Annotated in this window: 22 protein-coding genes and 1 riboswitch; of the genes, 17 read left to right on the forward strand and 5 right to left on the reverse strand. The window is 68.0% G+C overall.

What is annotated here, in order from left to right:
* The 4 genes from NS365_RS15105 to NS365_RS15120 form a co-directional block, all read left to right on the forward strand.
* Positions 1-807, forward strand: an 807-nt coding sequence (locus NS365_RS15105; RefSeq protein ID WP_058601129.1) for an MFS transporter, incomplete at its 5' end; no start/stop codon positions are given.
* Positions 808-962: 155 nt separating this feature from the next.
* On the forward strand, positions 963-1709 hold the full coding sequence (locus NS365_RS15110) for a TSUP family transporter (RefSeq protein ID WP_058601130.1): 747 nt from the start codon (positions 963-965) through the stop codon (positions 1707-1709).
* The gene (locus tag NS365_RS15115) at positions 1706-3208 is read left to right on the forward strand and encodes a cobyric acid synthase (protein WP_058601131.1); all 1503 of its coding nucleotides are present in this window, start codon (positions 1706-1708) and stop codon (positions 3206-3208) included. Before NS365_RS15110 ends, NS365_RS15115 begins: the two co-directional genes overlap by 4 nt.
* Positions 3209-3369: 161 nt before the next feature.
* Complete coding sequence (locus tag NS365_RS15120; RefSeq protein WP_058601132.1) at positions 3370-3957, forward strand: cytochrome b; 588 nt, start codon at positions 3370-3372, stop codon at positions 3955-3957.
* Positions 3958-3992: 35 nt separating this feature from the next.
* On the opposite strand, the gene NS365_RS15125 is transcribed toward NS365_RS15120, so the two are convergent.
* The gene (locus NS365_RS15125) at positions 3993-4844 is read right to left on the reverse strand and encodes an SDR family NAD(P)-dependent oxidoreductase (protein WP_058601133.1); all 852 of its coding nucleotides are present in this window, start codon (positions 4842-4844) and stop codon (positions 3993-3995) included.
* 395 nt (positions 4845-5239) lie between these two features.
* Here NS365_RS15125 and NS365_RS15130 point away from each other — a divergent pair, with 395 nt between their 5' ends.
* The 10 genes from NS365_RS15130 to NS365_RS15175 all read left to right on the forward strand — a co-directional run bounded on the left by NS365_RS15130 (position 5240) and on the right by NS365_RS15175 (position 16785).
* On the forward strand, positions 5240-6988 hold the full coding sequence (locus NS365_RS15130; protein ID WP_193753454.1) for an HWE histidine kinase domain-containing protein: 1749 nt from the start codon (positions 5240-5242) through the stop codon (positions 6986-6988).
* A 104-nt stretch (positions 6989-7092) separates the two neighbouring features.
* Positions 7093-7470: a response regulator gene (locus NS365_RS15135; RefSeq protein ID WP_058601135.1), complete on the forward strand. Its 378-nt coding sequence runs from the start codon at positions 7093-7095 to the stop codon at positions 7468-7470.
* A gap of 236 nt (positions 7471-7706) precedes the next feature.
* Positions 7707-8738, forward strand: a complete 1032-nt coding sequence (locus NS365_RS15140) for a sensor histidine kinase (RefSeq protein ID WP_058601136.1) — start codon at positions 7707-7709, stop codon at positions 8736-8738.
* A gap of 43 nt (positions 8739-8781) precedes the next feature.
* A riboswitch (cobalamin riboswitch) is annotated at positions 8782-9016 on the forward strand.
* Positions 8974-9234: a CbtB domain-containing protein gene (locus NS365_RS15145; RefSeq protein ID WP_058601137.1), complete on the forward strand. Its 261-nt coding sequence runs from the start codon at positions 8974-8976 to the stop codon at positions 9232-9234. (Overlaps the previous riboswitch by 43 nt.)
* A gap of 108 nt (positions 9235-9342) precedes the next feature.
* Entirely contained in the window at positions 9343-10083 is a 741-nt protein-coding gene (locus NS365_RS15150) for a CbtA family protein (protein ID WP_058601138.1), read from the forward strand.
* On the forward strand, positions 10080-10592 hold the full coding sequence (cobU, locus tag NS365_RS15155; RefSeq protein ID WP_058601139.1) for a bifunctional adenosylcobinamide kinase/adenosylcobinamide-phosphate guanylyltransferase: 513 nt from the start codon (positions 10080-10082) through the stop codon (positions 10590-10592). Before NS365_RS15150 ends, cobU begins: the two co-directional genes overlap by 4 nt.
* 4 nt (positions 10593-10596) lie before the next feature.
* Positions 10597-11676, forward strand: coding sequence for a cobalamin biosynthesis protein CobW (cobW, locus tag NS365_RS15160; RefSeq protein ID WP_058601140.1), 1080 nt, complete (start codon positions 10597-10599; stop codon positions 11674-11676).
* Positions 11677-11682: 6 nt separating this feature from the next.
* Positions 11683-15408 carry a cobaltochelatase subunit CobN gene (gene cobN / locus NS365_RS15165; protein WP_058601141.1) on the forward strand — a complete coding sequence of 1242 codons (3726 nt, stop codon included), beginning with the start codon at positions 11683-11685 and terminating at the stop codon, positions 15406-15408.
* Positions 15405-16046, forward strand: coding sequence for a cob(I)yrinic acid a,c-diamide adenosyltransferase (gene cobO, locus NS365_RS15170; protein WP_058601142.1), 642 nt, complete (start codon positions 15405-15407; stop codon positions 16044-16046). Before cobN ends, cobO begins: the two co-directional genes overlap by 4 nt.
* Before the next feature lie 148 nt (positions 16047-16194).
* A complete protein-coding gene (locus NS365_RS15175; RefSeq protein WP_058601154.1) occupies positions 16195-16785 on the forward strand; it encodes a GNAT family N-acetyltransferase in 591 nt (196 codons plus the stop codon).
* 384 nt (positions 16786-17169) lie between these two features.
* On the opposite strand, the gene NS365_RS15180 is transcribed toward NS365_RS15175, so the two are convergent.
* The 3 genes from NS365_RS15180 to NS365_RS15185 form a co-directional block, all read right to left on the reverse strand.
* On the reverse strand, positions 17170-18465 hold the full coding sequence (locus NS365_RS15180; protein WP_058601143.1) for an NAD(P)/FAD-dependent oxidoreductase: 1296 nt from the start codon (positions 18463-18465) through the stop codon (positions 17170-17172).
* A 120-nt stretch (positions 18466-18585) separates the two neighbouring features.
* Positions 18586-18729, reverse strand: a complete 144-nt coding sequence (locus NS365_RS23665) for a DUF3096 domain-containing protein (protein WP_082640594.1) — start codon at positions 18727-18729, stop codon at positions 18586-18588.
* A gap of 30 nt (positions 18730-18759) precedes the next feature.
* Positions 18760-19539 carry a 3-hydroxybutyrate dehydrogenase gene (locus NS365_RS15185; RefSeq protein ID WP_058601144.1) on the reverse strand — a complete coding sequence of 260 codons (780 nt, stop codon included), beginning with the start codon at positions 19537-19539 and terminating at the stop codon, positions 18760-18762.
* A gap of 193 nt (positions 19540-19732) precedes the next feature.
* Between NS365_RS15185 and folD the strand changes: the two genes are divergently transcribed.
* Both folD and NS365_RS15195 read left to right on the forward strand, forming a co-directional pair.
* On the forward strand, positions 19733-20635 hold the full coding sequence (folD, locus tag NS365_RS15190) for a bifunctional methylenetetrahydrofolate dehydrogenase/methenyltetrahydrofolate cyclohydrolase FolD (RefSeq protein WP_058601145.1): 903 nt from the start codon (positions 19733-19735) through the stop codon (positions 20633-20635).
* 21 nt (positions 20636-20656) lie between these two features.
* Positions 20657-21205 carry an RES family NAD+ phosphorylase gene (locus NS365_RS15195; protein ID WP_058601146.1) on the forward strand — a complete coding sequence of 183 codons (549 nt, stop codon included), beginning with the start codon at positions 20657-20659 and terminating at the stop codon, positions 21203-21205.
* A gap of 6 nt (positions 21206-21211) precedes the next feature.
* Here the strand turns inward: NS365_RS15195 and NS365_RS15200 are convergent, their stop codons facing one another.
* A complete protein-coding gene (locus tag NS365_RS15200; protein ID WP_058601147.1) occupies positions 21212-22117 on the reverse strand; it encodes a LysR family transcriptional regulator ArgP in 906 nt (301 codons plus the stop codon).
* Positions 22118-22219: 102 nt separating this feature from the next.
* Between NS365_RS15200 and NS365_RS15205 the strand changes: the two genes are divergently transcribed.
* Complete coding sequence (locus NS365_RS15205) at positions 22220-22828, forward strand: LysE/ArgO family amino acid transporter (RefSeq protein WP_058601155.1); 609 nt, start codon at positions 22220-22222, stop codon at positions 22826-22828.
* Positions 22829-22889 lie beyond the last annotated feature (61 nt).

The raw sequence follows: 22889 nt of genomic DNA on the forward strand, positions 1-22889 counted from the left end.
GGGCGGGGGCGGGCCGTCTCCTTCGCCTCGCTCGGGTTGAACACGGGCCAGGCGCTGTTGCCCTTGGCCTTCACGGCGGGCGCGGCATGGCTTGGCTGGCGCGGCGTCTGGCTCTGCGTGGCCATGCTCCTCTGCCTCCTCCTGCCGCTCGCCGCGCTGCTGTTTTCGCGCGAGCGGAAGCCCGAGACGCCGGCCGGCACCGTGCCGGAAACGCAAGGCTGGACGCGGGAGCAGGTGCTGCGCGACCCTCTCTTTCCCTTGCTTCTCATGGCCATGCTGCCGCCGGCCTTCATTTCCAATACGGTCCTATTTCATCAGGTCTATCTCGGCGAGCTGCGCGGCTGGTCGTCCGGGCTCTTCGCCAGCGCCTTTCCACTCTATGCGCTGGTGACGGTCGGCTCGCTGCTTCTGGCGGGCTGGCTGGTGGACCGCTTTTCGGCCCGCGCGCTCCTGCCCTTCTATCTCCTGCCGCTCGGCCTTGGCTGCCTCGTGCTCGGCACCGTGGAAGGGCCCGCCGCCGCGTTCCTCTTCATGGCGCTTTATGCCTTGAGCGACGGGTTCTCGCTGACGCTGTTCGGCACGCTCTGGCCGGAAGTCTATGGTGTCAGGCATCTGGGCGCGATCCGCTCGGCCATCGTGCCCCTCATGGTGCTCGCCGCCGCCCTCGGGCCGGGCTTGGCGGGCGTCCTGATCGACCGGGGCGTGTCCTATCCCCTGCTGCTCGGCGCGATGGGGGTCTATTGCCTCGCCCTTCTGCCCCTGATGCTGGCCGTGCGACCCGCCTTGGCAAAACGCATGGCTGGATGACGGCCCGCACCTTGCCACCCTTCCCGCAACGGGCCTAAGAGCGAAGCGGCCATAAAGCGTTCTGACGCCCCGGCCCCCGTTGCTCCTGCGCTCCAGCAGGTGCCAGCGCCCTCCCCCTCGGGCTCGCGTCGGCCCGACCCGCCCATGGTCTCAAAATGCCCCTCGATCTCGTCTTTCTGCTTCTGGTCGGCGCGGCGTTTCTAGCCGGGTTCATCGACGCCATCGCGGGCGGCGGCGGCATGATCACGGTGCCGGCGCTGCTTCTGGGCGGGGTCGATCCGCTCACCGCGCTCGGCACCAACAAGCTGCAATCGCTCTTCGGCTCGGGCTCGGCGACCATTGCCTATGCGCGCAAGGGGCATATGCGCATCACCGACATGTGGGGGGCGGGCCTCCTGTCGGCCGGCGGCTCCGCCTGCGGCGCGCTTCTGGCCGCCTCGCTGCCGCTCGACTTCCTGCGCACGCTCCTGCCCTTTCTCCTGATCGCCATCGCGATCTATTTCGCGTTAAAGCCCGGCCTGTCGGATGTGGATCGCGAGCGCCGAATCTCGCCCAAGCGCTTCGCGCTGGTCGTGGTGCCGCTGATCGGCGCCTATGACGGCTTGTTCGGCCCCGGCACCGGCTCGTTCTTCATGCTGGCCTTCGTGGGTCTTGCCGGCTACGGCGTCCTCAAGGCGACAGCGCACACCAAGTTCCTGAACTTCGCCTCCAATCTCGGCGGCTTTCTGGTCTTCGCCAGCGTCGGGACGATCCATTGGAAGCTCGGCCTCGCCATGGGCGTCGCGCAGTTTCTGGGCGCGCGGCTCGGCGCGGCTTCGGCCATGCGCTTCGGCTCGCGTCTCATCCGTCCGCTTCTCGTCACCGTGTGCATCGCGCTCGCCCTGCGCCTTCTCTGGTCATGAGCCGGCCGCGCGTTCCCGCCCTGATGCTGCAGGGCACGGGCTCGGATGTGGGCAAGAGCGCGCTGGTGGCCGGCCTCTGCCGCCTGTTCCGGCAAAGGGGGCTGACCGTGCGCCCTTTCAAGCCGCAGAACATGAGCAACAATGCCGCCGTCGCGCGCATTCCCGAAACCGGCGAATGGGGCGAGATCGGCCGCGCGCAATGGCTTCAGGCGCTGGCCTGCGGCGCGGAGCCGAGCGTCCACATGAACCCGGTCCTCCTCAAACCCCAAAGCGAAACCGGATCGCAGATCGTGGTGCAGGGGCGCGTCGCAGGCGCAGCGCGAGGGGCCGACTATCAGCGGCTGAAACCGACGCTTCTCGGCTCGGTTCTCGGCAGCTTCGCCCATCTCGAAGCCGAGGCCGACCTGATCCTGGTGGAAGGCGCGGGCTCGCCGGCCGAGATCAACCTGCGCGCTGGCGACATCGCCAATATGGGCTTTGCGCGGGCGGCCGACGTGCCGGTCGTGCTGGTCGGCGATATCGACCGGGGCGGCGTCATCGCCTCGCTGGTGGGCACGCACACGATCCTGCCGCCCGGCGACCGCGCGCCGATCCGGGGCTTTCTGATCAACAAGTTCCGGGGCGACGTCAGCCTGTTCGACGAGGGGCTCGCCGCCATCACGGATTTCACCGGGTGGCCGAGCTTCGGCGTGGTGCCCTGGCTTGCCGAGGCACGCCATCTGCCGGCCGAGGATTCCGTAGCGTTGGAAGCGCGCCAGGCGCCGTCACGCGGCGCGGCGCAGCTTCTGGTCGCCGTCCCGGTTCTCGACCGTATCGCCAATTTCGACGATCTCGACCCGCTCGCCGCCGAGCCCGGCGTCGAGGTGCGCTTCGTCAGGCCCGGCGAGCGCCTGCCGGCCGATGCCGCGCTTGTCGTCCTACCCGGCACCAAGTCCACGATCGCCGATCTCCAGGCCTTCCGCCGCAACGGATGGGACGGGGACCTCCGCGCCCATCACGCGCGGGGTGGGCGAATCCTGGGTCTGTGCGGTGGATACCAGATGCTGGGCACACGCATTCGCGATCCGGACGGTGTGGACGGGACATGCTCCGAGGCCGCGGGGCTGGGGCTGCTTGAGGTCGAGACGGTGATGAAAGGGCCGAAGACCGTGCGCGCCGTCGCCGGCCTGTCGCATGAGGGCTTGGCCGTCACCGGCTACGAAATCCATATGGGCGCGACGGATGGGGCGGACCGCGCCCGCCCCTTCGCCACGATCGACGGGCGCATGGAGGGCGCACGCAGCGCCAATGGGCGGGTCGAGGGCACCTATCTCCACGGCGTCTTCGGCTCGGATGCCTGGCGTCGTCGCCTTCTCCAGGGCTTCGGTCTGACGGGCTCGAACCAGTCCTATCTGAAAGGCGTGGAAGCCGCGCTGGACGCCATCGCCGCCCAGTTGGAAGCCTGTCTCGACATCGACGCGCTCTGGGCCATTGCGCAAGACCGCGCCCGCAAAACCTGACCTGCCGCTCAGATTACCGGAACATGGACGCAATACGACAGGAGTTTCATTCGACTCGGCCCGCCTGTCTGGACTAGCTCGCAGGATGCCCGATCCCGTGCCAGCGAAGCACGCGCGGTCTGCCGAGTCGGGCCGGGGTGTCAGAAGAAGGTAGAAGAGCCATGTCGATGCCAAGCCGCTGGGCGGACAATCCCCATGGATACGGTCTCGTCAGCCGCGCCCTGCATTGGGGCATGGCGCTGATGATTCTCTGGCAGCTCCTGACGGCCATCGTGCGCGCCACCGCCGAGCATGGCGCGCTGGACAACGTCCTGTGGGGCACGCATGTCTCGGTCGGCTTCACCATCTGGTGGCTCGCCATCCTGCGCGGCGTCTGGGGGTTGGCGAATCTCTCGCGCCGCCCGGCCCATGAAGGCCATCCGCTGATGCGCGGCGCCGCGACGCTCGGCCATGTCGCGCTTTACGCCCTGCTGATCCTCGAACCCACGCTCGGGATGCTGCGCGCCTTCTTCAAGGGGCGTGAGCTGGTGATCTACGGCTTTCCCATTCTGGTGCGCGGCGATGCGCCGCGCAATGCCGTTCTGGGCTCCTTCGTCAGCGAAGCGCACGAGTTCCTGGGCTGGAGCCTCTTCGTGCTCATCGCGGGCCATATCGCCATGGCGCTCTGGCATCATCTCGTGCGCCGCGACGGCACGCTGCGCGCCATGACGCATGGCTCCACCGCGCCGCGCCTGCGAGCGGGCATCTGACAAAGGACACGGGGCGCGCGCGAGCGCCCCGCCCCTCACTCGCCGTCGAGATAGCTCTTGAAGCGGGGGGCCCAGTTCGGCTCCCAGCGCGACAGCGGCGGGCGGTTGCTCGCGACATCCTCGGCGGCCCAGCGGATGCGCTTCTCGTCCATCTCGCGGGTCGTCTCGTTGTCGGGGCAGAGAATATAGAAATCGCCCGCTTCCAGCCGGTCCAGCATGAAGGCGACGGTTTCCTCCGGCGTCCAGGCGCCTGCGGGCTTCTCGGTGCGGTCGCGGCGCGTCAGGTCGGTCCAGACGAAGCCGGGGATCAGCAGCGCCGCTTCGACCCGGCAGTCCGCCCTGTTGCGCAATTCGTGCTGGAGTGCCTCGGTGAAGACCTTCACGCCCGCCTTCGACACGTTGTAGGCGGGATCGCCTGGCGGCGTGGTGATGCCCTGCTTGGAGCCGGTGTTGATGATCAGCGCCGGCTGGCCATGCGCGATCATGGCGGGGCCGAAAATGCGCGTTCCGTTGATGACGCCGCCGAGATTAATCGAAAGAACCGCGTCCCACTCGCCCTGCTCTCCGAAGATGGAGGAGCCGGGCTGGATGCCGGCATTGTTCATGAGCACATGAACGGGGCCGAGCGTCGCCTCGATATGCTGGGCCGTCTTGGCGAGGCCCTCCCGGTCGCTGACGTCGCAGGCGGCCGCGACGATGCGCCCTTCCTCCTCGCCCGCCAGCGCGACCAGCGCCTCGTGAGCGCGCACGAGTTCCTCCATGCGACGATCCACAATGGCGACCTTGAGGCCCATCTCCACGAAGCGCTTGGCGGCGGCGAGGCCGATGCCGGTGGCGCCCCCGATGACGACGGCGGTGTGAAGCGGGGCGATGGCGGGGTGGTGCATGGGTCTCTCCCGACGTGAAACGGCGCGCGCAGCGGGCCGGCCGGACGATGCCGGCCTCTTCGGCCTGCCCCGTGTCTGGCCTCAGTTCGCCTTCGATGTCCAGCCCGTGCCGGCGCGTCAAAACCGCAGCGCGCCAGCCGGCCAAACAAAAATGAACCATGCCCGAAGAGAGCGACATCTTGACGTTGCCGCTCGCTTTTCCAGGGCCGCCCCATCGTTAGCCAACCAAAACACAACGTGAACGCCCGATCGTGACATTTTCGCCGCCGCACCGGTCAAAGCCTTGGCATTCCTCGCGAAACGCGACAGCCGCCGATTGACGACGGCAGGCGAAGCGGCCAACGTTTTCCACTGATACGACCGATCCCATGCTCTTCTCCGGATGGCATTCTTCCGTGACCTTCAACCCTCATTCCGCTTCCCGTGACGAGCTGATGGCCGAGGTCGAGCGCCTTCGGGGCTGCCTCGCTTCCGTGCGGATCGCGCCGCCGCTGCCCGATGGAAATGTCAGCCGGGAGCATCAACGCGCCATTGCGGAAATGCGGGCCGAGGCGGCGAACCATCTGCGCGCCGCGCGCCGAACCGCGCGTGAGGCCAGTTCACTCCATCACGAGGGTGACGACCTCGCTGCGCGGCTGCGCCGGAGCGAAGCGGCGCGCATCATGTCGGAAGAGCGCCTGTCGCTCGCCTTCGAGGCTTCGGGTTCGCTCGGCTGGTGGGACTGGGACCTGACCACGGACAAGGTCTATGCCGGCCCCTATTTCGCCTCCATGTTCGGGGTCAGCGAGCAGGAAGCCGAAGAGGGCGTCCCGCTCGAACTCTTCGTCTCCGGCATTCACCCCGACGACCGGGAGCGGGTGGCGCTCGCCATTGGGGAAAGCGTGGCGTCGGGCGGCGAATACGAGCAGGATTATCGCTTGCACAAACCCGCGACGAACGAGATCACCTGGGTTCACGCGCGCGGCCGCGCCTACCGGGACAAGGAAGGCCGCCCCTTGCGCTTTCCGGGCGTTGCGATCGACATCACCGCGTTTCGAGAAAGCGAAGAACGCAAGCTGGCTCTGGCTGCGCTGGGCGAGCGCCTGCGCGACATGCACGATGTCGGCGAGATCGCCTTCGCGGCGGCCGAGACCATGGCCGTGCAGCTCAACGCGACGCGCGCCGGGGTCGGCGTGGTGGATGCGGTTCAGGAAACCGTGTCGATCCAGCCCGACTGGCGCGTGCCGGGCATCGCCAGCATCGCCGGCCTGCATCATTTCCGGGACTACGGGTCCTTCATCGACGATCTGAAGCGCGGCGAGATCGTGCTGATCGAAGATACGAGGCGTGATCCGCGCACGGCCGATCACCACGCCTCGCTGGAGGCCATCGACGTTCGCGTTCTTCTCAACGTGCCGATCATCGAGCACGGCCAGCTGTCGCTGCTTCTCTTCGTCCATGACAACAAGCTGCGCTCCTTCTCGGAAGCGGACCTGCGCTTCGTGCGTTCGGTGGCCGACCGCACCCATGCCGCCATCGGCCGCAGCCGGGCGGAAGAGCGCGAGCGGCTGCTCATTCGCGAACTCAGCCATCGCCTCAAGAACACGCTCGCCATGGTGCAGGCCATCGCCTCGCAGACGCTGCGCAACGCGCCCGACATGGCGACCGCGCGCGAAACGCTCGGCAGCCGCCTCGCCGCGCTCAGCCGCGCCCACGATCTGCTTCTGGGTCCGGGTCAGGCCGCCACCGAAATCGGAGCTGTGGCCCATGACACGCTCGCCCTTCATGACGACGGGCAGAATCGCATCCGCCTGTCCGGCCCGCCCGTTCGGCTCGACGCCAACGCCGCCCTGTCGCTGGCGCTGATCCTGCACGAGCTGGCGACCAACGCGGCCAAATACGGCGCGCTGTCGGTGCCAGAGGGCACCGTGGATCTTCAATGGGAGATCGAACATCAGGATGGCGCGGACCTGTTCCGCCTTGTCTGGCGGGAGCGCGGCGGCCCGCTCGTCACCGAACCCACGCGCCGGGGCTTCGGCTCGCGTCTGGTGGAGCGCGGCTTGCCGGGCGCGGTCAGCGGCAGCGTGGAACAGCGTTTCGAGCCGGGCGGCCTCGTCTGCCGCATGGAAGCCCCGCTCGGCGCCTTGCACAGCTCGGACGGGTAGAGGCGTATCACGCAGGGCACGGGCGTTTTCCTCCGGGCTGCACCAACAGCCACCGGAGGTTTCGTAGTCCGGAAACTTTTCCCGATGTCGCGCCTTTAAGGGGCATGAGCACGCTCGCAAAACACGCTGTGGCCCTTGTGGCGGAAGACGAGCCTCTCCTGCGAATGGAGGCGGTGGATCTTCTGGAGGATGCCGGCTTCACCGTTCTGGAAGCGGCCAATACCGAGCAGGCGCTCCATCATCTCGCTCAAACCGAAACGATCACCCTTCTCTACACCGACATCGAAATGCCCGGCCCGATCGACGGGATCGATCTGGCGCGGGAGGTGGCGGCGCGTTGGCCTCATGTCTCGATCGTCGTCTGCTCGGGCCGCGTCAGCCCCGGCGACGGCGAACTGCCACGCCAGGCCCGCTTCGTTTCCAAGCCGGTCAGCCTCGCCCTGATCCGTCGCGCCGTCGAAAAGGCGCTTCACCCCGGCTAGAAACGCCCGTTTGACGAATCGGCCGATGGCTCTCATGCCCGCGAAGAGCGAAATATCGTCCGAAAAGACCGCAATCCAGCGCGCAGGAATTTCCAGACACAGCTAAATAATCCGCCTAAGCTTCTCCAGCACCTTGCCTATTGCCGCTTGGAGGCCAAATCCTGTCATCTGCGTAGACCCGTGACGGGCGGGGATGACGTCGCGGTTGGTCAGGCAGGGTGGAAGGCGGCTTGGGAATGAACCTGTTCGAGGTGTCGGCGCGTGTTCGCGCGACGCCGGCCCTGTCGTGGGGTCTGGCGCTATTGACCTTTGCGGCTGCCCTCTCGCTTCGCTTTGCCACCAACCATATTCTACCGGTGGGCTTTCCCTACCTCACCTTCTTTCCGGCTGTGATCCTGACGGCCTTTTTCGGCGGGTTCTGGCCGGGCGTCACCTGCGCCGTCCTGTCGGGCCTGTCCGCATGGTACTGGTTCATTCCGCCCTTCAACTCGTTCGAGGTGCATCCGGGAACCGCGATCGCCCTTCTGTTCTACGTCTTCGTCGTGGGCGTCGATATCGCGCTGATCGACGCGGTTCACCGGGCCATGGACAGGCTGCAGGATGAACGGGCAACGGTCGGGCGGCTCTACGAGCAGCAGCGCGCCATGTTCCAGGAGCTGCAGCACCGCGTCGCCAACAACATGCAGTTCGTCTCCAGCCTGCTCGGCCTGCAGAAGCGCAAGGTGATGCAGGACCCGGCCAGCGCGGCGGCCGCCTTCGACGACGCACGCGCCCGGCTCGACACGGTCTCTCGGATTCATCGCCGCCTCTACGATCCCGAAACGCTGAAACAGCCGATCCGCACCTATCTGGCCGATCTCAGCGCCGACATTCTGGAAACCTCGGGCGTCGAAAACATTCGGGTCGAGATCGAGATGGGGCCGGAGATGGAGGGGCGCAGCTTCGAGCTCCAGCATCTCACCACGCTCTCGCTGATCCTGGTGGAGGCGATCACCAACGCCTTGAAACACGCCTTCCAAGGGCGCAACGGTGGCACGATCCGCGTCGGTCTCTCGGCCCTCGGCAACGGGTTCTACCGCCTGAGCGTCGCCGACAACGGCGTCGGCTTTCAGGGGCCCGTCGATCCGGCTACCTCGCGCTCGCTCGGGCAGCGCATTCTCCAGAGCCTCGCCCAGCAGCTCGGCGGAACGATCCGCTATGTGAGCGAGGGGGGCACACGCATGGAGATGGACTTCTCCCCACCCCGCACCCGCTCGGCATCGGCCTGACGAACCGCCTTCCTTGAATCGTTTGACTTGGGACGGCAGCCGTTTAATCTGGGCGATGGATGGTCCCGCGCCGCACCCTGCGCGCACGGGCTAAGAGGGAATGCGAAGGGCCGACTTAAACCAAGGGCCCGGATCGCAGCCGACCCCGCGACTGTAGAGCGGAGAGGTTCCTCCACCGGCGATGATCCGCCGGAAACGCCACTGGATTTCGATCCGGGAAGGCAGGAGACAACCGATGACCCGCGAGCCAGGAGACCTGCCATCCCTTGCGAAGGCGGCCATTTCGGCCGCCGTCACGGAGGTTGATGCCATGACTCGAACCGCCCTTTCGGCCGTTCATCCCATTGCCGCGCCCGCACAGGCGCGCTTCGCCATTGCCGCGTTCGCTCTCGCGCTCGGCGCCTTTCTCGTCTGGGGCGCGGGCTTTGCCAGCGCCAACGCCCTGCACGACACCGCGCATGACGCGCGCCATGCCATGGGCTTGCCCTGCCACTGACGCTTCGCCCTCCCGTGCCGGCCGATCCACGCGTCCGGCCTTGATGCGATTCGTCTCGTTTCTTTGACGGAAGCGCCGGAAAGGCGCTCCGAAGGCAGGATATTGCCCATGTTGACCCGCACACTCGCGGCCGCGCTGTTCGCCGGCCTCGTTGCCGGCGCATCGATCACGCCCGTGCAGCAGATCAAGCTCGTGCCCCTCATCGTCGCGGCCGAGGTCTACGAAGAGGGGGGAGCGCCCGCCCATGCGGCCCACGCGAGCGCGCTCGGCCTCGTCTCGCCCGCGTTCGCCCATTCGGCTGGCGACCATGCCTCGGCCGGCGGCGAGCACGAAGCGACGACGCTGGTCGCCAGTCGCACCGGCGGCTCGCTTCTGGCCAATCTCGTGCTCGGCTGCGGCTTCGCACTGGTCCTCGCGGCCGCCAGCCTCGCCCTGAACCGGCCGATCACCCTGCGCAACGGCGCGCTCTGGGGCTTGGCGGGCTTCGGCGTCCTGACGCTCGCCCCCGCGCTCGGCCTGCCGCCCGAACTTCCCGCCATGCCGGCGGCGGACCTCGCCGCCCGTCAGTTCTGGTGGCTCGGCACGGTCGCGACGTCTGCCGCCGGGCTGGCGCTTCTGATGCTGCGCCCCTCGCCCGCCGCGCGGCTCGGCGGGCTCGCGCTCCTCGTCGCGCCCCATCTCGTGCCCGCGCCGCACCCGGCCGATCTCGCCAGCCCCATTCCGCCGACGCTGGCCGCCGAGTTCGCCGTCGCCTCGCTCAGCGTCTCGGCGCTGTTCTTCGTGCTGATCGGGCTCACGGCGGGCTTTGCCTTCGACCGCTTCGCGCGCTTGGGCACGCGCGCGGCATGAGCGTCCATTTCATCCTCGGCGGCGCGCGCTCGGGCAAAAGCCGGCTGGCCGAAGGGCTCGTGCTGGCGACCGGCCTTGCGCCCGTCTACATCGCGACGGGCCAGGCTTTCGACGCCGAGATGGAAGCGCGCATCGCCGAGCATCAGGCGCGCCGCCCCAGCCCTTGGGTCACGGTGGATGCGCCGCTGGATCTCGCGGAGGCAATTGCCCGAGAGGCCGGCGAAGGCCGTGCGCTTCTGGTGGACTGCCTGACGCTCTGGCTCACCAATCTCATGATGGCGGAGGCCGATATCGAGGCCGAAGCCAAACGGCTTTGCGACGTCCTGAATGGGCTACCGCCCGGCTTCGTCGCGCTCGTGTCCAACGAGGTGGGCCTGTCCATCGTCCCCGAAAATGCCCTCGCCCGCCGTTTCCGCGACGAGGCGGGCCGGCTTCATCAACAGATCGCCGCGCTGGCCTCGAAGGTCACCTTCGTCGCCGCCGGCCTCCCTCTCCAGCTCAAAGGCTGACCCCATGCGCAAGATTCCCGCCACCGTCATCACCGGCTTTCTCGGCGCCGGAAAGACCACGCTGATCCGCAATCTCCTCCAGAATGCCGATGGCCGGCGCATCGCGCTGGTCATCAACGAGTTCGGCGATCTCGGCGTCGATGGCGACATCCTGCGCGGCTGCGGCGTCGAGACCTGCCGCGAGGAAGACGTGGTGGAACTCACCAATGGCTGCATCTGCTGCACGGTGGCCGACGACTTCATCCCCACGATGGAAAAGCTCTTGGAGCGGGCCGACCGGCTCGATCATATCGTGATCGAGACCTCCGGCCTCGCCCTTCCGCAGCCGCTGGTGGCCGCCTTCAACTGGCCCGAGGTGAAGGCGCGCGTGACGGTCGACGGCGTCGTCACCGTGATCGACGCGGCGGCGGTGGCCGCCGGCCGCTTTGCCGACGACGAGGCCAAGGTTCAGGCCCAGCGCGAGGCCGATGAGAGCCTCGACCATGACAATCCGCTGGAAGAGCTGTTCGAGGACCAAATCCGCGCCGCCGATCTTCTGGTTCTCTCCAAGGCCGATCTCGTGGAGGCCGAGGCGCTGGAAGGCGTGAAATCCGAGATTCAGAAAGCGGCCTCCCGCAAGCTCGCGATCGTCACGGCCGAGCAGGGCAAGCTGCCGGCCGACGTACTGCTCGGACTCGCCGCCGGAACCGAGGATCACATCCACGAGCGCCGCTCGCATCACGAGATGGAGCACGAGGCCGGGCATGAGCACGACCACGACGATTTCGAGAGCTTCGTGGTGGAAACCGGCCCACTCGCTTCGCCCGACGCCTTCATGGCTGGGCTGAAAGCCTTGATCGCGGAACACGACATCCTGCGTGTCAAAGGCTTCGCCGCTGTCGAGGGCAAGGGCGCGCGGCTGCTGATCCAGGCCGTGGGCGGGCGGATCGACAACTATTACGACCGCCCCTTCGCCGCCAACGAGGCGCGGGTTACCCGTCTCGTCGTGATCGGCCTGCACGATGCGATCGAGGAGAGCGAGGCCGCGATCCGTGAGGCCGTCGCGCGTCTGGCGGCGGCACCCGTGCAGGCCGCGGCGGAGTAAGAAGCCTTGCATCTTCTGGCCGCCCAGCGCGGGACGATCGCGGACGGGGCGGAGGCGGTGGACCTCGGGCAGAGCCCCGGCGACATCCTGTTCCTGTCCGCCGCCGACACGGAACTGGCGGCGCTCGCTGGCGCGGCGCGGCGGCGGGGCTTTGGCCCAGCCGAGTTGCGCCTCGCCAATCTCCTGCGCCTGTCGCATCCGATGTCGGTCGACACGTGGCTCGCGCGCATGAGCGCGCAGGCCAAGCTCGTCGTCGTGCGCCTGCTCGGCGGCGAGCGCTACTGGCCGCATGGCTGCGAGGCGCTGATATCTGGCGCGCAGAGCGATGGCTTCCGTCTCGCCATCCTGCCCGGCGACGACAAGCCCGATCCCGGCCTCGACCGTTTTTCGACGCTAGACCCCGAGGACCGCGAGGCGCTGTGGCAACTGCTCCGCCAAGGTGGCGCGGCCAATACGGATGCGTTTCTGGACGGCTGCCGCGCGCTGATCCGAGGCGAGCCTGTGCTGACAGAGGCGCGGCCCATCCTGAAGGCCGGGCTGCTAGAGCGCGAGCGCGCGCCGGTCGAGGACGAGACCCGCCCCCTCGTGCCGGTCGTCTTCTATCGCGCGCTGGTGCAGAGCGGGCAGACCGAGGCCGTCGAGGCTCTGTGCGATGCGCTGCAGGGGGAAGGGCTCTCTCCCCTCCCCCTCTTCGTGTCGAGCCTGAAGGACCCCGTCAGCGTCGAGACGCTGCGCGCCGTTTTCGCGCGCCAGCCGCCCAGTGTCGTCGTGAATCTCACCGGCTTTGCCGTCTCGACGCCCGGCGGTGCGCACAAGGGCACGGTGCTGGACGAGAGCGGGGCCGTGGTGCTTCAGGCCGTGCTCGCCAGCGGCGGGCGCGAAGCCTGGGCGCAATCGACCCAAGGCCTGTCCGCGCGCGATCTCGCCATGAGCGTCGCCCTGCCGGAAGTGGACGGGCGCGTTCTCTCGCGCGCCATCGCCTTCAAGAGCGCGGCCGAATGGGACGCGCTGACGGAAATCGACCTCGTGTCGCATCGGCCCGAGCCGGATCGCCTCTGTTTCGTCGCTGAACTCGCGCGCCGCTGGGCCACGCTGCGCACGGCCGCTCCCCCGGAGCGGCGCATCGCCATCGTGCTCGCCAATTATCCCAACCGCGACGGACGCATCGGCAATGGCGTCGGGCTCGACACGCCCGCCGGGACGGTGCGCGTTTTAGAAGCCCTGCGGGACGCGGGCTATGGGGTGTCTGACATTCCCCCGGACGGCAACGCCCTGGTGGAGCATCTGCAAAAGGGGCCGACCAATTCGGGCGAGCGCGCGGGCCGGCTCATTCGCGAGACGCTGAGCCTTGCCCGCTACCGCGCCGCCCTCGCGCGCCTGCCGGCGTCCTTGCAAGACGCGATGACCGAGCGCTGGGGCGCGCCGGAAGACGATCCCTTTTTCGATCCGGCCCATGGCTTCTGCCTGCCGCTCGCCCGCTTCGGCGATGTCATGGTCGGCGTGCAGCCGGCGCGCGGCTATCAGATCGACCCGAAGGAAACCTATCACGCGCCGGACCTCGTGCCGCCGCATGGCTATCTCGCCTTCTACGCCTTTCTGCGGGAGAGCTTCGGCGCCCATGCCGTCATCCACATGGGCAAGCACGGCAATCTCGAATGGCTGCCGGGCAAGGCACTGGCATTGTCGCAGGAGTGTTGGCCGGAAGCCGTCTTCGGCCCGCTGCCGCATCTCTACCCGTTTATCGTCAACGATCCCGGCGAGGGCACGCAGGCCAAGCGCCGCGCCTCGGCCGTGATCGTGGACCATCTCACCCCGCCGCTGACGCGCGCCGAGAGCCATGGGCCGGCCCGCGACTTGGAGCGGCTGGTGGACGAATATTACGAGGCGTCGAGCGGCGATCCGCGCCGCGCCGCGCTGCTCCGCAAGGACATTCTGGCGCTGCTGGAGGCGAGCGGGCTCGGGGCCGACGCGGGCCTTCGCTCCGGCGAGGCGAGTGACGTGGCGCTGCAAAGGCTCGACGCTTGGCTCTGCGATCTCAAGGAAATGCAGATCCGCGACGGGCTGCATGTCTTCGGCCTTGCGCCCGAGGGCCGACTGCTGACCGACCTCACCACCGCCCTTGCCCGCCTGCCGCGTGGGCAGGAGCCGGCCGATGCCTCGCTTCACCAGGCGCTGGCGGGCGATCTCGGGCTCGGCTTCGACCCGCTCGACTGCGACTTTTCCACAGGCTGGACCGGCCCGCGTCCCCAGCTTCTCCACAGCCTGTCCAACGACGCTTGGCGCACGGTCGGCGATACGGTTGAGCGGATCGAGCTTCTAGCCGCGCGCCTCGTCTCGGGCGAGGCGGAGCCCTCGTCCGAATGGGCACGCACGATCCCCGTGTTGGCGGAAGTCGAGGCCCGGCTGAAGCCTTCCGTCTGCGCCTGCGGCGCGGCGGAGATGGCGGGGCTCCTGCGTGGGTTGGAGGGCTGTTTCGTGCCGCCCGGCCCCTCCGGCGCGCCGACGCGGGGGCGGCCGGACACGCTGCCGACCGGGCGCAATTTCTTCTCGGTCGATACGCGCGCCGTGCCGACGGAAGCGGCCTGGCGACTCGGGCAGCTTTCGGCCGAGCGGCTGGTGGAGCGCCATTTCCAGGACCAGGGCGAGTGGCTCAGTTCGGTCGGCCTCACCGCCTGGGGCACGGCGAACATGCGCACGGGCGGCGACGATATCGCGCAAGCTCTCGCCTTGATGGGCGCGAAACCCACTTGGGATCGCACCTCCGGCCGCGTCACCGGGTTCGAGATCGTGCCGCTGGCCGTCCTCAGCCGCCCGCGCGTGGACGTGACCTTGCGCGTTTCGGGCTTCTTCCGCGACGCCTTCCCCGAGCAGATCGCGCTTCTCGACCGCGCCGCGCGGACGGTGGGCGCGCTGGACGAGGAGCCGGGCGAGAACCCGATCGCCGCGCGGATGCGCCGTGAGGAAGCGGAAGCCCGCGCGCGCGGCATTGCCCCCGACGAAGCCAAACGCGAAGCGGGCCACCGCGTCTTCGGCTCCAAGCCCGGCGCATACGGCGCGGGGCTTCAGGCGCTGATCGACGAAGGCGGCTGGCAGACGCGCGCCGATCTCGCCACCTCCTATCTCCATTGGGGCGGCTATGCCTATGGCGCGGAAGGCGAAGGCCGGCCGGCGCGCGAAAGCTTCGAGCGGCGCCTCGGCGGCGTCGAGGCCGTCGTCCAGAACCAGGACAATCGCGAGCATGACCTGCTCGACTCCGACGATTACTATCAGTTCGAGGGCGGCATGAGCGCGGCGGTGGAAACGCTGTCGGGCACCGCGCCCGTCGCCTATCACAACGACCATTCGCGCCCCGAGCGTCCGGTGATCCGCACGCTGGACGAGGAAATCGCCCGCGTCGTGCGCGCCCGCGTGGTGAACCCGAAATGGATCGCGGGCGTCATGCGCCATGGCTACAAGGGCGCCTTCGAGATCGTCGCGACGGTGGATTATCTCTTCGCCTTCGCGGCCACGACCCATGCGGTCGCCGACCGGCATTTCGATCTCGTCCACGCCGCCTTCGTGGAGGACGAGCGCGTTTCGGCCTTCATGCGGGACAACAACCCGGCGGGCTTTAGCGAGATGCGGGCGCGCCTGGCCGAAGCCATCCGGCGCGGCCTCTGGCATCCGCGCTCCAACTCGGCGAGACTTGCCCTCGAACCTTTGGCCCTCGAAACGGAGACCATCCATCCATGAGCGAGAAGTCGCCCCTCGTGGCCGCCATGAGCGAAGAGGAACTCGACGCGCGCCACGCCGAGAAGATGCGCAAGAAGAAGGCCGCGCGCGACAAGATCCTGGCGACCAAGACGCAGGAAAAGGGCCTCGTCATCGTCCACACCGGCAAGGGCAAGGGCAAATCAACAGCCGCCTTCGGCCTCGTCTTCCGCGCGCTCGGCAACGGCATGAAGGTCGGCATCGTCCAGTTCGTGAAGGGCAAGTGGGAAACCGGCGAGCGCGCCGCGCTGGAGCGCTTTCCGGGCGAGGTGACGATCACCGCTATGGGCGACGGCTTCACCTGGGAAACGCAGGACCGCCAGCGCGACATCGCCGCCGCGCGTCAGGCTTGGGAGCGCGCCAAGGCGATGATCTCGGACGAGGAGCACGACATGGTGATCCTCGACGAGCTGAACATCGTGTTGCGCTACGACTATCTGGCCGTGGAAGAGGTCGTGGACTTCCTACGCGAGCACAAGCCCGAGATGAAGCATGTGGTCATCACCGGGCGCAACGCCAAGGAAGAGCTGATCGACTTCGCCGATCTCGTGACCGAGATGGAAATGGTCAAGCACCCGTTCCGCTCCGGCATCAAGGCCCAGCGCGGCATCGAGTTCTAGAGCGTTTCCAGCAAAAGCCGGATCGGCTTTCGCGCCCGGACAATGCGAGAGAGCATGTCCGGCGAACCCAGGTTCGATGGAGGTGCTCTTGGGCTTGTTCTCTCGCGGCCGGTATCGCCCCACCCTCCCCTTCGTTCGGATTGTGTCGATGACGCTCGGCCAACCTTCGCTCTTCCACGAAACGGAGCGTCTTCGTCTCCGGCCCTTCCGTGCCGACGACTGGCCCTTCTACGCGGACTGCCATTCGCGCGGCGAGGTCTATCGCTATCTCTACGCCGCCGCGCCGACGGGGCAGGCCTTGGAAGAGCGGTTTCGGCGCGTTCTGGGCGCCCGGTTCGAGCGGGACGGCGACATGTTCCGGCTGGCTGTCACCGCCAAGGCGGACGATGCGCCGGTCGGTGAGGTTGTTTTGAAACTGGCGAGCCGGGAGGCGCTGCAAGGCGAGATCGGCTATATCTTCCACCCCGCCTCCGCCGGCCAAGGCTTTGCCACGGAAGCTGCGGCCGCCATGCTGGACATCGGCTTCGAGGAGATCGGCTTCCATCGCATCTTCGCACGGCTCGACACCGAAAATGTTGGCTCGGTGGGGGTGGTGGAACGCCTTGGTCTCCGCCGCGAAGCGCATTTAATCCAGAACGACCGCTTCGACGGTCGGTGGGGAGACGAATATGTCTATGCCCTGCTGAGGGCGGAATGGCGGGAGCGCGCCGCCCGCCGACCGATCTGCCCATCATCCTGAGCATTTCCAGCGAAAGCCGACCCGGCTTTCGCGCCCGGATAATGCGAGGAAACAAGGGCCTGGAGCCCATCAGGCGAACCGATTTTCGATGGATATGCTTTAGAGCCGGGGCCAAAACCCTGCGGGTCGATCCGCCGGGTCCTTGCGCCCCCGATCATCGTTGCCGATGCGCTGCATCGTCTGCGCTCGGCGCCTCGTCGGGAACGCAAGTCCCTCGCCGGCTCTCTGCCTCAGGGTTCTGTCCCCGGCTCTTAGAGACGAACGGAAGAAGCGGCGGGACGGCTTGTCCATCCCCAGCCGCATGTCAGCGCTTGCGAGCGGACCGGCCCCGATGCCGGTCTTTGCTTCCGAAGCTGCCCAGCTGACCGCCCGTTCGGCGGGCGTTCAATCGCCGTGCAGCTTCAGCGCCGGGCCCTTGGTCGGCGAGATCATGTCGGCGGCGATCGAGACCGTGCCGCGCAGACGGCCGAGAACGCGCCATTGGTGCTGGCGCTGGAGCGCGTTGTAGGCGGCCGTCGCGAAATGGCCGTGGATGAGGAAATCGTCCTTCTTCCCGAAGCCGATCATGCCGACCGTTCCGGCGCGGCCGAGCGAGACGATCCGACCCTTGTCAGCATAGCGGAAGGGTTCCACCGGCTCGCCACGCGCGATCAGCGGCAGCACCTCGACGAGATAATCGGCCTGTTGGCTCGCGGCCTGCGCGGTCGGCGGCAGCGGTTTGTCGGCGCCGGGCGGCGTCAGACTGGCTGCATCGCCCATGGCATAGACATGCTCGTCCAGGCTCGAGCGCAGCGTCTGGTCCACCACGATGCGCCCGCGATTGTCGATCTCGAAGCGGCCGAGGCGTTTCAGGATCGGATTGCCGACGAGACCGGCCGCCCAGACGGCAAGGTCACAGGGCCAGCGCTCGCCCGACTTGGACGACACCGCATCCACCTCGATGCGCGAGACATTGACGTCGGTTACGGTCTTGATGTCGAGCCGGCGCAGACGCTCGGCCAATTGCTGGCGCAGTTCGGGCTCGGCCCCCGGCATGATCTCGGGCGCAGCTTCCAGAATGGTGATGCCCAGAAGCTTGCGCCGCCGCTCCGCCGTGCTCTGGTCGAAGAAGCCGCGCTCGGAGCGGCGCAGATGGGCGGCAAGTTCCGTGCCCGTCGCGCCGGAGCCCACGATCACCACCTCCGCCGGCTCGCCCGACTCGCGCGCCTCGATCATCGCGGCGATGAACCGATCGCGGAAATGGTCGGCATCGGACTTGGTGTCGAGCCGCACGGCGAACTCCTTGACGCCTGTCGTGCCGAAATCGGGCACGACGCCGCCGAGCGCCACCACGCAGACATCATAGGGAATGCGCCGTTCGCGCGCGGCGGTCGTCCCGTCCTTTCCGGGAATGGCGGCCAGCACGATCTCGCGACGGTCGTGATCCAGTGCGCTCACCTCGCCCTGCTCGAAGCGGAAGCCCCGAAGATGCCCGAGCATGTAGAAGGACATTTCGGCTAGCGAGGAAGAGACGGTGCCGGCGGCGAATTCATGCAGGCGCGGCTTCCAGAGGTGAGCGAGTTCCCGGTCCACCAGAACCACCTCCAGCTCGCCCTTGCCGGCAAGCTGCGAGGCGAGTTCGAGGCCGCCCGACCCGCCGCCCAGAATGACGATCCGCTTGTGCGCCGTGCTGCCTGCCATGATCCTCGCCGTCTCCGTTTCACCTTTCGATCCGAACCGCGTCACCGAGCGCTTGTTCCCCCGCAAACGTGGCAGGCTCCAGAGTCTGGAGCCGCATCGCTCGTCTCGGGGGAAGCTCTCCTACAGACCCCCGGTGCCCATCAGGCCGGTGAGCCCGATGATGATGAGGTAGAAGGCGACGATGTAGTTCAGAAGGCGCGGCATCACGAGGATGAGGATGCCGGCGATCAGCGCCACGATCGGCTGGACGGTGATGATTTCCATGGGTTTGCCCTGTTTCTAGGAACGCGGCCGTCAGGCCATGTACCAGCCGTGGCTGACGGTGATGGACTGGCCGGTGAGCGCGCGTGAGCCGAAGCCGGCAAGGAAGATGGCGACCTCTGCCACGTCCTCGACCGTGGTGAACTCGCCATCGACCGTGCGGCCGAGCATGATGCGGCTCACCACCTCCTCCTCGGGAATGCCGAGCGAGCGCGCTTGTTCGGGGATCTGCTTCTCCACCAGCGGCGTCTTCACGAAGCCGGGGCAGATCGTGTTGGCGCGCACGCCATGCGGCCCGCCCTCGCGCGCCATGACGCGCGACAGGCCGAGAATGCCGTGCTTGGCGGCGACATAGGCGCTCTTGAGCGGCGAAGGCTCGTGCGAATGGACCGAGCCCATATAGATCATGGAGCCGGACTTCTGCCGGTACATATGCGGGATGCTCGCCTTGGTGACGAGGAAGGAGCCGCCGAGATGGATGTCCACCACGCGCTTGAACTCCTCGTAGGGGAAGTCCTCGATCGGGTGGACGATCTGGATGCCGGCATTGGCAATGGCCGTGTCGAGCCGGCCCCAATGCTGGACGACGCGCTCGATGCCGGCCTGGACACCCGCTTCGTCGGTCACGTCCATCGTCAGCGCGATGGCCGAGCCGCCCGCCGCCTCGATCTCGCCCGCCGCTTCCTCCGCCGCCTCGCCCTTCAGATCGGCGATGGCGACGCGCGCGCCTTCGCGGGCGAAGCGCCGCGCGATCTCGCGCCCGATGCCCGACCCCGCCCCGGTGATCACCGCAACCTGCCCTTCGAGACGCATCGCGCCCTCCTTCGAACCCCGCTTGGCGAGAGGGGAGAATAGTCCCGCAGCGCGTCATGGAAAGATCGTTGCGCATTCCCCGACAAAAAGCGGGCGACTTGTTCGCGCTTTTTCCTTTCGCCCGCGCGGAACGGAGCTATAACGCGGCGCACAAGGCCGAGGCGACGGCCCCCATAGCGAAAGGACCGGCCCCATGCAGGCTGTACGGATCGACGGAAAGGCGAACGCGGAATCGGTTCTTCGGGACGTGACGGCAGCGGGCGCGGCGCTGCACAAGAAAACCGGCGTCAAACCGGGCCTCGCCGTCGTGCTGGTGGGCGAAGATCCGGCGAGCCAGGTCTATGTCGCCAACAAGGGGCGCACGGCGGAGGCCTGCGGCTTTCACTCCGTGACCCATCGCCTGCCGGCCGACACCTCGCAGGAGGCGTTGCTGGCGCTGATCGACGAGCTGAACGCCGACCCCGCCATCCATGGCATTCTCCAGCAGTTGCCCCTGCCCAAGGGGCTCGACGCGGATGTCGTGGTCGGGCGCATCGACCCGGACAAGGACGTGGACGGGCTGACGCTGGTGAATGCCGGGCGGCTCGCCAGCGGCCTCGCCGACGATGCTTTCGTGCCCTGCACCCCGGCGGGCTGCATGGTGCTCCTGCGTCAGGTTCTGGGCGACGATCTCTCGGGCAAGCGCGCCGTGGTTGTCGGGCGCTCCAATCTCGTCGGCAAGCCCATGGCGCAGCTTCTGCTTCTGGCCAATGCCACGGTCACGGTCGCCCATTCACGCACGAAGGATCTGCCGGCGCTGTGCCGCGAGGCGGACATTCTGGTGGCCGCGATCGGGCGTCCGGGCCTGCTCAAGGGCGACTGCGTGAAACCCGGCGCGGTGGTGATCGATGTCGGCATCAACCGCGTGCCCGCGCCCGACAAGGGTGAGGGCAAGACGCGGCTCGTCGGCGATGTCGCCTATGACGAGGCCGCCGCCATCGCCTCGGCCATCACGCCCGTGCCCGGCGGCGTCGGGCCGATGACGATCGCCATGCTGATGGCCAATACGGTGGCGAGCGCCTGCCGCGCGGCGGGCGAGCCCCGCCCCCGGTTCTGACGGAGAGCCGGGGACCGAGACATGACCGATCCCCGCCCCTCCGCCGTGCCGCTGCGCACCGTCTCCGGCCTGTTCTATCGCTCCGTCGCGGCCGAGCGCGCCGGCGAGGTTCTGGCCCCGCCCGGCCCCAGCAGCGCCGGGCGCTATCATCGGCCGGGCGAGAGCGTTCTCTACATGAGCCCGAGGCTCGAATGGGCGATCAGCGCCGTGTCCGGCTATATCAGGGAGGACGGTCACGCGCGTGTCGTCATCCCGCTTCAGGTCAGCGGTGCCCATGTGCTGGACCAGCACGACGAGGAAGCCTGCCGCCTCGCCGGGATCGACCGCGAGGCGTCCAATCTCTCCTGGCGCTCCGTTCTGGCGGCGGGCGGCGAGCCGCCCTCTTGGCGCACGGCCGACCGGGCGCGCGAAGCAGGGGCCGACGGGCTGATCGACCGCTCGCGACAAATCCCCGGCGGCTGGCATCTCAACCTCTTTCGCTGGAACACACCGGACGCGCCCACCGTCATCGTCGCAGGCGAGCCTCAGCCCATCCGCCTGTCGGAAGGCGGGCCGGTCTGGGGTCTGTGAACTCCTTCATTCGGGAGGCACGAGCTCGCTCCGCGCGACCTCAAGCACCGCGCGGGTGAGCGGCTGGAGCGGCTCGGCCCCGAGCCGGCTGACCTGCCAATGGAGCGCCACATCCAGCGGCACGCCGGGCAGCAGTTCCACAAGGCGGCCGGCCTTCAGATGCCCCTCCACGAGTTGCACCGGGTTCAGGCCCCAGCCCATGCCGAGCAGCGCCGCCTGCACGAAACCCTGCGTCGAGGGTAGCCAATGGGTCGGGTGCGCGATGTCACGGCCGAAGGCGCGTTTCAGCCAGTCGGCCTGGAGCCGGTCCTTCTGGTTGAAGGTCAGCGCGGGGGCGGACGCCAGCGCGCGCGGCGTGACGCCCTCGGTGAAATGGCGCGCGGCGAACTCGGGGCTGGCGGTCGCGAGATAGCGCAGCGAGCCGAGCGGCAGCGACCGACAGCCCTGCACGGGCCGCGCCAGCGCGGTGACGGCGGCCAGAACTCGGCCCCGCCGCAGCCATTCGGCCGTGTGGTCCTGATCGTCCACCGCCATGTCGAGAAGATGCCCGGTTTCCGTCGAGAAGCGCGCAGCGGCCTTCAGGAACCAGGTGCCGAGACTGTCGGCGCTGGTGGCGACGGGCAGCGTGACGCGCGGCGCACCCGCTTCCTCGCCCACCCCGTTCGGCAGATGGCGAAAGAGATCGGCCTCCAGCAGGCCGATCTGCTCCATGTGCCGGCACAGGCGCGCGCCGGTTTCGGTGGCGCGGCAGGGCTGGCCGCGCTCCACCAGAACCGCGCCGACCCGCTCCTCCAGCTGGCGCACGCGCTGCGACACGGCAGACGGCGTGACATGAAGATCGCCCGCCGCACGCTCGAAACTGCCGGTGCGGACCACGGCGGCGAGCGCGCGAAGGGCGGGATAGTCCAGCATGTTCGGTTTAGCTCCGCTTCATCGGCCTAAGATGGTTTAACACGGCTAACCCATCCGACCATGCTACGTCGCTCCCGTAATCGAACACGGGGCTTTGAGATGATGAGCGCGAACGCCTATGCCACGGGCCTCACCACGGGGCTGACGCTGATCCTGGCGATCGGCGCGCAGAACGCCTTCGTGCTCAGACAGGGCATTCTCGGCGCGCATGTCCTGGCGGTGTGCCTCGCCTGCGCCCTGTCGGATGCGATCCTGATTGCGCTGGGGGTTTCGAGCTTCGCCCGCGTCGCCGCGCTCTTGCCGGCGCTGGACCCGATCCTGCGCATCCTCGGGGCGGGCTTCCTGATCTGGTATGGGGCCAAGAGCCTGATGCGCGCCTTCCGGGCGAGCGACGCGCTGCGTCTGGCGGAGGTCGGCGCGGGGAGCCGGCGCGAGGCACTCGCGACCTGCCTTCTCCTCACCTGGGCCAATCCGCATGTCTATCTCGACACGGTGGTGCTGATCGGCAGCCTCTCGACGCGCTTTCCCGGCGCGGAATCCTCGTTCGGCGCGGGTGCGGTCACGGCCTCCTTCGGCTTCTTCTTCGCCCTCGGCTTCGGGGCGCGCTGGCTGCGCCCGATCTTTGAAAAGCCCGCCGCCTGGCGCGCGCTGGAAGCCTTGATCGGGCTGACCATGGGCGCAATCGCGCTCAAGCTTCTGGCCGGCGGCTGACGTGCCACGAAAAAAGCCCCGCATCTGCGAAGAGATGCGGGGCTCACGATCAAACCGCGAG

Origin of the sequence: Aureimonas ureilytica, assembly GCF_001475935.1 — a bacterium.
Taxonomy (GTDB): Bacteria; Pseudomonadota; Alphaproteobacteria; order Rhizobiales; family Rhizobiaceae; genus Aureimonas; species Aureimonas ureilytica_A.